This is a genomic window from Nitrosopumilus maritimus SCM1 (assembly GCF_000018465.1).
Lineage (GTDB): Archaea > Thermoproteota > Nitrososphaeria > Nitrososphaerales > Nitrosopumilaceae > Nitrosopumilus > Nitrosopumilus maritimus.
On the sequence record NC_010085.1, the window covers coordinates 936,663 to 945,909 of the forward strand.

The 9,247-nt window shown below is 35.9% G+C and carries 11 protein-coding genes; 4 read left to right on the forward strand and 7 right to left on the reverse strand.

The features are described from left to right. Window positions 1-4: 4 nt before the first annotated feature. Complete coding sequence (locus tag NMAR_RS05700; RefSeq protein ID WP_012215446.1) at window positions 5-559, reverse strand: hypothetical protein; 555 nt, start codon at window positions 557-559, stop codon at window positions 5-7. Window positions 560-627: 68 nt separating this feature from the next. After that, entirely contained in the window at window positions 628-1,563 is a 936-nt protein-coding gene (locus NMAR_RS05705; protein WP_012215447.1) for an ABC transporter ATP-binding protein, read from the reverse strand. Window positions 1,564-1,645: 82 nt separating this feature from the next. On the opposite strand from NMAR_RS05705, the gene NMAR_RS05710 reads away from it, so the two are divergent. The 3 genes from NMAR_RS05710 to NMAR_RS05720 are packed head-to-tail and all read left to right on the forward strand — an operon-like array spanning window position 1,646 to window position 3,734. Beyond that, window positions 1,646-2,164: a transcription elongation factor NusA gene (locus NMAR_RS05710; protein ID WP_012215448.1), complete on the forward strand. Its 519-nt coding sequence runs from the start codon at window positions 1,646-1,648 to the stop codon at window positions 2,162-2,164. Then, window positions 2,164-3,450, forward strand: a complete 1,287-nt coding sequence (aspS, locus tag NMAR_RS05715; protein WP_012215449.1) for an aspartate--tRNA(Asn) ligase — start codon at window positions 2,164-2,166, stop codon at window positions 3,448-3,450. Before NMAR_RS05710 ends, aspS begins: the two co-directional genes overlap by 1 nt. 38 nt (window positions 3,451-3,488) lie before the next feature. After that, window positions 3,489-3,734, forward strand: a complete 246-nt coding sequence (locus NMAR_RS05720; protein WP_012215450.1) for a hypothetical protein — start codon at window positions 3,489-3,491, stop codon at window positions 3,732-3,734. Here the strand turns inward: NMAR_RS05720 and NMAR_RS10030 are convergent, their stop codons facing one another. Beyond that, the gene (locus NMAR_RS10030; RefSeq protein ID WP_274377686.1) at window positions 3,735-3,866 is read right to left on the reverse strand and encodes a hypothetical protein; all 132 of its coding nucleotides are present in this window, start codon (window positions 3,864-3,866) and stop codon (window positions 3,735-3,737) included. It lies immediately after the preceding gene. A gap of 159 nt (window positions 3,867-4,025) precedes the next feature. Here NMAR_RS10030 and NMAR_RS05725 point away from each other — a divergent pair, with 159 nt between their 5' ends. Continuing rightward, entirely contained in the window at window positions 4,026-4,301 is a 276-nt protein-coding gene (locus NMAR_RS05725) for a hypothetical protein (RefSeq protein ID WP_012215451.1), read from the forward strand. On the opposite strand, the gene NMAR_RS05730 is transcribed toward NMAR_RS05725, so the two are convergent. From NMAR_RS05730 to ilvB, 4 genes are read right to left on the reverse strand one after another with little or no spacing between them, the layout of a single operon-like run. After that, a complete protein-coding gene (locus NMAR_RS05730) occupies window positions 4,298-5,311 on the reverse strand; it encodes an isocitrate/isopropylmalate dehydrogenase family protein (RefSeq protein WP_012215452.1) in 1,014 nt (337 codons plus the stop codon). The genes NMAR_RS05725 and NMAR_RS05730 overlap by 4 nt on opposite strands. Before the next feature lie 33 nt (window positions 5,312-5,344). Beyond that, complete coding sequence (locus NMAR_RS05735) at window positions 5,345-6,862, reverse strand: 2-isopropylmalate synthase (protein WP_012215453.1); 1,518 nt, start codon at window positions 6,860-6,862, stop codon at window positions 5,345-5,347. Further along, on the reverse strand, window positions 6,859-7,344 hold the full coding sequence (gene ilvN, locus NMAR_RS05740; protein ID WP_012215454.1) for an acetolactate synthase small subunit: 486 nt from the start codon (window positions 7,342-7,344) through the stop codon (window positions 6,859-6,861). The genes NMAR_RS05735 and ilvN overlap by 4 nt, the downstream gene beginning before the upstream one ends. A gap of 8 nt (window positions 7,345-7,352) precedes the next feature. Next, a complete protein-coding gene (ilvB, locus tag NMAR_RS05745; protein ID WP_012215455.1) occupies window positions 7,353-9,053 on the reverse strand; it encodes a biosynthetic-type acetolactate synthase large subunit in 1,701 nt (566 codons plus the stop codon). Window positions 9,054-9,247 lie beyond the last annotated feature (194 nt).

Here is a 9,247-nt window from a genome sequence, read left to right on the forward strand (position 1 = left end):
TTTACTATAACTTTGAATCATCAATCCACATTTCTTTGTGAATAAAATTTTTTGCGTCAGCATTGTATTCACTAATTATTCCATATCCGCTTTTGTTTCCAGATGCGGCATAATCAAAGTATAGTGCAGTAAAAATTTTTTCTTGTCCATCTGCTGCCTTTTTCCATTTGTCATTTGGAATGAAAAACCAATATTGTTTATCCATTCCAGGAAGCATTGGGCCTAAAGAAAATGATGACATATCTGTTGTCTTTAATTCATCCTTTGAAGGCAATTTTGAAAACAATGCAAATTTTGCAGTAACTCCAGAAGCTGGTAACTCCCCAAAGTTTCTAACAGTTATCGAAAATTGGCAATCGCCATTTATTGAATCATCCATTTTTTTGATAGCGCCAAGATGACCTATCCAAGGACGAAAACGATATTCAGTTTGTATCCTACTTACTTCTACAGTAGATTCGAACTGTTTGACTGTCCTATACAGCAAAACAACAAGTACAATTGTGGCAGCTGCAGTAGCTATAGAACCTATTGCTTCAAAAGAAACTTCGGTCAACATAATTTACAATTCAAAGTAGTATTCAAGAATATCGTTTTGACGTTTGATGAATAATAGAAATCTTGAAATTATTTATCTTCATACAACCAGCATTGGACATAACCAGTCTTGGTTTTAAATTTGGGCGGAAGTTGTTTGCATTTTTCAACTGCCAAGGGACACCTGTCAATAAATCGACATTGCGTTGGTGCGTCAAGCAAACTGGGAGGAATTCCTTTGATGTATGTTGGCTTGTTTCCTTTTAGAGTAGGAATTGACTGTAAAAGTCCTTGAGTGTATGGATGTTTTGGATTTTTGTAAATCTCTTGAGACGAACCAAATTCTACAATCTGTCCGCCATACATAATTCCAATTTTGTCTGCAATCTCAGAAAGCACGGCTAAATCGTGCGTAATTAGCATAAATGACATGCCGGATTTTTTTAGAGATTTTAGTAGATTGATTATTTGTGCTTGAATCAACACATCAAGTGCAGTTGTTGGTTCGTCTGCAATCACAAACTTTGGTTTTAACAACAAAGCCATGGCAATTACAACTCTTTGTTTCATTCCACCGCTAAGTTCGTGAGGATATTTTTTGAGCACATTTACATCAAGATTAACAGAGTTCATTGCATCAGCAATTACCTGTTTTGAATCACCATCAAAATTATGTTGTTTTAAAATTTCAAGAAATTGATCATTGATTGTAAAAACAGGATCAAGAGAATTCATTGCGCCCTGAAAGACCATGGAAATTTTTTTCCATCGAAATGTTTTTTCAAATGTGTTCTCATCAACATCCAAGATTGAATTTTCATCAAAATGGATCTTGCCTTGAGTTTTTCCACCTGCAAGCATCCTAATAATAGACAACCCCAGAGTACTCTTTCCACATGCGCTTTCACCTGCAATTCCTATTGATTCACCATCTTCTAATGTAAAATCAACATCTTCTACAGCATAAACTGGACCTTTTGATGAATCGTATCGTGATGTTAATCCATTAACAGTTAGAAATGCCATGTATTTTTCATATCCAAACTAGAATTTTTGTTTTGTACTAAGGGATATAAACAACTCTGTCAGAATGTAAAAAGCGATTCAAATGAAACTTCCAATATGCGGCTTTGATGCAAAAAATGCAATACTTTGTCCACAATGTGAAAGCAAAGTTGAATCAGGAGAAATAACACAAGCAGATGTTGATGCATCTATAGTTTTAGCAAAAATTGCAAAATCAAATAATGAGATTGAAAACTTTACACTATATTCCTGCAAAGAATTTCAAGGAAATTTTGTACTATCCTTGGCAAAAAATGATATTATGATAATCAGACAGAGTAGAACACTATACAGATTGCTTCAAGATCAATTCAAGGGTAAAATTTGGCTAGTAGAGGCAGATGAGACAGACAAGAGATTCATAGAAGATCTCTTCTTTCCAACCAAGGTTCTTTCAATTAATTCAGTTTGGGCTCCAGGTGGAGTTCAAAAGACAAAAGCAGTGATTTCAGGCAAATGGACGCCTAGATTCCCTATTGACACAGAAAAAGTAGTAGAAATTGTAAGAAATGCCCGAAACCTTGACATTGAGATAGAATTTGAGGATAAAGGTAGGAAATAATGGTATTTGTAAAAACTCACGATATTTCAGAACTCACATCAGAGTTAATTGGAAAGCAAGTTGTTTTGGGAGGATGGATTGAGGATTTAAGAAAGTTGGGAAAGATGTCATTTATCACGTTACGTGATGTGTCTGGAATTTCCCAAGTTATTGTAAAGGGCGAGTTAAATGATAATCTTGGAGAGATTAATCGCCAAAGTGTTGTAAGTGTAAAAGGAATTGTTCAGGAAACTAAAGCAAGAGACTTTGCATTTGAAATTAAAGCTGAAGAAATTGAAGTGTTAGGAAAAGCAATTCATCCATTACCAGTTGATCCAATTGGAAGAGTAGAAAGTAACATTGACACAAGATTGAATCATCGTGCACTAGACATGAGAAATCAAAAAACAGCATCGATTTTCAAATTAAGACATTATGTTTTGCAATCATTAAGAAAGACATTAGTTGGAAAAAAATTCATTGAAATCACCACACCGAAAATTATTGGCAGTGCAAGTGAAGGCGGAGCAAATCTCTTTTCATTAGAATATTTTGGAAAGAAAGCATACTTGGCACAGAGTCCACAATTATACAAAGAACAGATGACAATAGGATTAGAAAGAGTGTTTGAGATTTCAAACTTTTATCGAGCAGAAAACTCTCATACCGGAAGACATCTTAGTGAATTTACTAGTATAGATATCGAAGCAGCATTCATGGATTACAATGATGTCATGGATGTTTTAGAGTCACTGGTTATGGACGTGTACAAGTTTACATCAGAAAATTGTAAAAAAGAACAAGAGATAATCGGCCACACTATAGAGGTTCCAAAATCACCATTTGAGAGAATCACATACAATCAGTGTATTGAGGAACTAAAGAGTGCAGGAGAAAAGGTGGAATTTGGAGATGATTTGCTCGATTCACATCTTAGAATCATAGGAAACAATCATCCAGGATTCTTCTTTTTGACTGACTGGCCTATGAAACTAAAACCATTTTACATTAGAGAGAAAGATGAAGACCCAGAACTATCACGCTCATTTGACTTGCAATATGGATATCTAGAGTTGTCCTCAGGTGGAACAAGGCTTCACAATCCAGAGAGGTTAAAGAACAGATTAAGAGAGCAAGATTTGGATCCTGCACAATTTACTGACCATCTCAAGGCATTTGATTGGGGAATGCCTCCACATTCGGGATGGGGAATGGGGTTAGACAGGTTGATGACTACATTGATTGGAATTGATAATGTCCGTGAAGTTGTCTTGTATCCAAGAGATCCTGACAGATTAAGTCCATAGTCATTCAGATTTTTATTGTAATAAAATTACATCAATTCATGATAGAACAAGAAGATGCAAAAAAAGTAGTAGAAGTCATTGGAAATAATTTGATTGGAGTTTCACATGATTCAACTAGTTTTCAAAAACTGCCAGATTCTTTTTGGGGATATTTTGCAAGAGGTCATGACAAGAAAGGAAACTTTGGAGTAATTGTGACATATTCTGAAGACGGAAAAGATGTAGATGAGTTAATCAAGATGTACGAAGAGTGGGCAGAAAAGAATAAACCAAAATCAGAATAGTTATTTTGTCTCTAACAATAATTTTCTGTAACCCTGACATTCTTTGCAGATAGGTTTTCCTTTGTACTTTGGATTACCGTCTTTAATTTTCAGCGTACCTTCAACAAGTTTACAGATACAACATTTTGCCATAAGGATTCATTAAAAGTGCAATTAATAAGAATTGGGAATCTGAAAAAGAGATAAATCCAAAGAAGGGGATCTATGTTAGTGTACAAATGTGATTTCTGTGGATCAAATTTTGGAGATAGAGTCTGCTACTTTTGTGAGAAAAATTGTTGCACATCATGTATGACAGATGATAGAACACGCTGTAAGGAATGCTACATCCATAAAAGAAAACTAAGTGCAAGACAACTGATTAGAAAAAACAAACTGGTTTTTGTTTTTATTGGAATTTTATGGTTTTATGCAGTTTTTCCAGGACCATTTATGCCTGGATTAGAGGGAGGATTCTATGTAATCTCAGTTGTTGCAGCAGTCTTGATTTTAATTCCAGTGTGTTTAGCCATGTTCTTCTGGTCATTAAATCCACCAAAATCAGATGTAAAGAAAAGAAGAGATTAGAGATTATCAGTTATCTGTTTTGTAAATTCTGAAGTGGTTTTATCTCCACCAATATCTTTTGTTTTAACACCAGTTTTTACCAAATTAAATATTGTAGATTCTAACTTTTGACCAACCTCAAAGCATTTTGAATCACTATTCTTTGTTCCAAGCCAATCAAGCATCATCTTAATTGAAAGTAAGAATGATGAAGGATTTGCAATGTTTTGTCCTGCAATATCAAATGCGGCACCGTGAACTGGCTCAAACAATGCAAAGTTATCACCAATGTTGGCAGCTGGTGCCATTCCCAATCCACCAACAACTTGAGAAGATTCATCAGATAAAATGTCACCAAACAAGTTTGTAGTTACTACAACATCAAATTCTTGAGGTTGACGAATCAAGTTCATTGCACATGCATCAACATACATTTGCTCAAATGAAATATCAGGATAGTCTTTTGAAACTTCAGTACATGCTTTTGCAAACATTCCATCTGTAACTCTCATTACATTTGATTTGTGAACACATGTTACCTTTTTCTTGTCATTACGCATTTTAGCTGTTTCAAATGCATATTTGGCAATTCTTTTGGAAGCTTGCTCAGAAATTATTCTCAATGCTACTGAAGAGTCACCCAAACTGAATTCTTTTCCAGTGTAGAGATCCTCAGTATTCTCACGAACAATTACCATGTCAATATCATCACGTAATGCAGGCATGTGCGGGTAAGATTTTGCAGGACGAATATTTGCATACAAATCAAGCATTCGTCTCAATACAACAATAACATCTGCTGCAGATTCTCCAACTGGCGCCTTCATACAGGCATCAGATTGTTTTATGGCAGATACCGTATCATCAGGAAGTGCTTTACCGGTTTGCTCTAATGCCTTGTCACCAGCAGATAATTTTGTAATACCAAATTTCAAATCTAATTTGTCATGAATAGTTTCCAACACAGATACTGCAGAATCAGACAACTCTGGACCAATTCCATCACCAGTAATTAACGAGATTTTGTACATTTACATCACTATATCTAAAGGGGATTTTAGGATTTAGCTTACCTGTTTTTCTTGTAGCATCTTTTTGAGCATGATTCTGTTAATTGCATCAATAACTGCCTTAACAGAAGTAGTAACAATGTCCTCTCCAACTGATTTTGCTGAAACCTTGTTACCTAATGGATCCTCCACCTTTACAGTAACTTCACATAAAGCACCAGAACCGCCAGAGATTGATGCCAATCCATAGTCTTTGATTCTAATTTCTGAAATCTTGCCAGTAATTTTCTGAATTGCGTTTAATGCTGCATCAACTGGACCTACTCCATAGTCAGTTCCAATATGATCTTGTCCATCAACGTTGAGTTTAACAAATGCATAAGGCATTGTTCCAATTCCAGTTGAAACAGAGAATCCAGTTAACTGTACAATTCGTTTAAGATCTTTTTTACCTAAAACTTCACTTGCCATGGACAAGAGTTCAACATCAGTGATTTGTTTTCCTTGGTCACCTAACACCTTGACTTTTTCCAAGATTTGTTTTGCTTGATCTTCAGTGGGTTTTACTCCATACTCTTCTAACATTGCATTCATTCCATGAACTCCTGCATGCTTTCCTACTTTGAGCCATCTCTTTCGTCCTACTAATTCAGGGCTGATTGGTTCGTAAGTTAAGGGATTATTCAATACACCATGAGTGTGAATGCCGGATTCATGACCAAATGCATTGGCACCAACTATAGCCTTGTTTGGTTGAACAATAATTCCTACAGTTTTAGAGATGAATCGAGATACATCATAAATTAATTCTGATTTGATATTAGTCTCATATTTTTGCTCATATGGCAAACACTTGAGTGCCATGGATAATTCCTCTAATGAGGCATTGCCTGCACGTTCACCAATTCCATTGATTGTAACATGTGCACATGCTGCACCAACATGAATTCCAGCCAAAGCATTTGCGACAGCTAATCCAAAGTCATTGTGACAGTGAACACTTACTGGCAAGTTTGTAGCTTCGATGGTATCTTTTGTAATTTGTGCCATATATTCTGGAGTGGAATAACCAACAGTGTCAGGAATGTTTACTCTATCAGCTCCTGCTTTTGCAACTTCGCTGAAAACTTTTTTCAAAAATTCCCTATCAGTTCTAGAAGCATCTTCAGCTGAAAACTCTACTTGCAAACCATGAGATTTACCATACTCAACTGCCTCAATTGCTTTTTCTAATGCTTGTTCACGGGTCATCTGGAGTTTGTGTTCCAAGTGAATGTCAGATGTTGCAATAAAAGTATGCACATAGTTTAATCCTGCATCAATTGCTGCATCAATGTCTTTTTTGATAGTTCTAGTTAATCCACAAATTTCAGATGACAATCCAGCAGCAGTAATCATCTTGACTGCTTGTAATTCACCTTCTGAAATTACTGGAAAACCAGCTTCTATAGCATCAACGCCTAATTCATCTAATTTTTTTGCAATTGCTAATTTTTGATCAGGAGATAATGAAACACCAAGTGTTTGCTCTCCATCTCTTAATGTTGTATCAAAAATTCTAACATTTGTCATTCAGCACCACTCCTTTGCAAAGCTGCAACACCAGTTCTTGCAACATCAAGGATGCCAAATGGTTTTGCTAATTCTTCAAATGCTTTGATTTGATCAGGTGTTGCAGTTAATTCTACCATAATAGAGTCTTTTTTGACATCATGGACTTTACCACCATATGCATTTGCCAATTTGTTTACCTCCATACTATCATTAGCATTACTTAGTTTAATCTTAAAAATACTAAGTTCTCTGTAGACTGTTTTGTGCTCATCTAAACGCTCTACTCTCACAGTATCAATCATTTTATCGAGTTGTTTTACAATCTGGTCTATCTGTTTTTCATCACCAAATGTGGTAATTGTCATTTTGGAATATTCAGGATTTTCAGTCACACCTACAGAGATGCTGTCAATATTGAAATCTCTTGCACGAAATAGGTGTGTGACCTTGAATAAGATTCCAGGTTTGTTTTCAACTAATATAGAAAGAATGGCCCACATGTCAATCACTATGATGGTAATATCATATCCTTAAGCGAAGTTCCAGGAGCTACAAATGGCAATACGTCTTCTTCAGGATCAATTGGAATATCAATTACTGTTGCAACATCACTACTCAATGCGTCTTTGATTGCCTTATCAAGTTCATCCATGGATTGTGCTCTTATTCCTTGAGCTCCATAAGATTCTGCTAATTTAACATAATCAGGACACCATTTTCCCTGGTCCACTCCAATCATTCTTCTTTCATAAAATGTTCTTTGCCATTGAGCTACCATTCCCAATGTAAAGTTGTTCATTACAAATACAATTACAGGAATGTCTTCTAGCACTGCAGTTGCAAGAGAGTTTTCAGTCATTGCAAAACTACCATCTCCTGCAATATCTACAACAGGAACATCAGGTTTTGCCACTTTGGCACCAATTGCTGCTGGGAATCCCCAACCCATAGTACCAAGTCCAGTAGAACTAAAGAAAGTTCCAGGTTGAATTACATCATAAAATAAGGATGCCCACATTTGATGTTGTCCTACTTCTGTTGTGATGATAGATTCTTTTGGTAATATCTCTCTTAATTTACGTAAAATTTTTGCAGCACCCATTTCACCAGGATGTAATTTCAAATTTTCTTGCCAATAGGCTTTAGTTTCCTTAACATGTTTTACCCAAGGGGTCTCGTCAGTCTTTTTGATTGCTTTTTGCAAAAGTAACTTTACCATAATTCTAAGATTCATCTGTACATCACCAACTACTGCAAGTTGTGCTGTTTGGTTTTTACCAATTTCAGCAGGATCAACATCCATGTGGATAATCTTTAGATTTTTCTCAAACTCTTCAAAAGTTCCAACAGACCTGTCAGAAAATCTGGTACCAATTGCTAAAACACAATCAGCCTCAGTCATGATTTTGTTTGCTTCTGCATGACCATGCATTCCAATTGGCCCTAATGATAAAGGATGGTTTTCAGGAAATGCGCCTTTTCCTTTGAAGGTAGTAACTACAGGAAGCATTAATGCTTCAGCAACAGCTTGTAATTCTGCAAATGCGGATGAAATGATTGTTCCACCACCAGCTAAGATTACAGGTTTTTGAGCATGAAGTAACATATCAATTGCTTTTTCAACTGCAACAATATCAGGATCAGCCCAAGGATGATAACCTTGAATTTTAAATTCATCAGGAAAAACCATTTCAGCTTCGTTTTGTTGCACATCTTTTGGAATGTCAATTAAAACAGGTCCAGGTCTTCCAGTTTCTGCAATGAAGAATCCTTTCTTTACAACTTCAGGGATTTCTGAAGCATGTCTTGGTTGAAATGCATATTTTACAACAGGATTTGCCATTCCAATAATATCACTTTCTTGAAATGCATCTTTTCCGATCATAGGAGTAGGAACTTGTCCAGTTACTGCAACCATTGGTGCAGAGTCAGCTTGTGCTGTTGCAATGCCAGTAAGAATATTGGTAGCGCCAGGTCCAGATGTTGCAAAACAAACTCCAGGCTTTCGACTTACTCTTCCAAATCCATCAGCCATATGAGCTGCAGATTGTTCATGTCTTGCCAAAATATGTCTAATATCACATCTAGCAAATTCATCATACATTGGAAGATTTGCACCTCCAGGTAAACCAAATACTTCCTTGACGCCTTCTTTTTCCATTGCAGTCATCAAGGCCTTTGCACCAATCATATTTTCCATATCACTCATCAGATTTCTCTCCATAATTTTAATGTGTTAAAACAAAAAGATCTTTCTGTTTTAGTACAGAACCTCCAGTAGTAGAATAGAAGAAGCAGCTACTGGATTGATCATAATGAGAAGAAAATGAAGATTGCTTATAAAATTAGCTGATTAGAGGCAGGCACGAATATCCATTATTTAGTTAACACTGATAGTGCAGG

Bases quoted from the DNA above. Each gene is read 5' to 3' on its own strand.
- NMAR_RS05700 (WP_012215446.1), bottom strand. From the start codon at position 559: ATGTTGACCGAAGTTTCTTTTGAAGCAATAGGTTCTATAGCTACTGCA.
- NMAR_RS05705 (WP_012215447.1), bottom strand. From the start codon at position 1,563: ATGGCATTTCTAACTGTTAATGGATTAACATCACGATACGATTCATCA.
- NMAR_RS05710 (WP_012215448.1), top strand. From the start codon at position 1,646: ATGAAACTTCCAATATGCGGCTTTGATGCAAAAAATGCAATACTTTGT.
- aspS (WP_012215449.1), top strand. From the start codon at position 2,164: ATGGTATTTGTAAAAACTCACGATATTTCAGAACTCACATCAGAGTTA.
- NMAR_RS05720 (WP_012215450.1), top strand. From the start codon at position 3,489: ATGATAGAACAAGAAGATGCAAAAAAAGTAGTAGAAGTCATTGGAAAT.
- NMAR_RS10030 (WP_274377686.1), bottom strand. From the start codon at position 3,866: ATGGCAAAATGTTGTATCTGTAAACTTGTTGAAGGTACGCTGAAAATT.
- NMAR_RS05725 (WP_012215451.1), top strand. From the start codon at position 4,026: ATGACAGATGATAGAACACGCTGTAAGGAATGCTACATCCATAAAAGA.
- NMAR_RS05730 (WP_012215452.1), bottom strand. From the start codon at position 5,311: ATGTACAAAATCTCGTTAATTACTGGTGATGGAATTGGTCCAGAGTTG.
- NMAR_RS05735 (WP_012215453.1), bottom strand. From the start codon at position 6,862: ATGACAAATGTTAGAATTTTTGATACAACATTAAGAGATGGAGAGCAA.
- ilvN (WP_012215454.1), bottom strand. From the start codon at position 7,344: ATGTGGGCCATTCTTTCTATATTAGTTGAAAACAAACCTGGAATCTTA.
- ilvB (WP_012215455.1), bottom strand. From the start codon at position 9,053: ATGAGTGATATGGAAAATATGATTGGTGCAAAGGCCTTGATGACTGCA.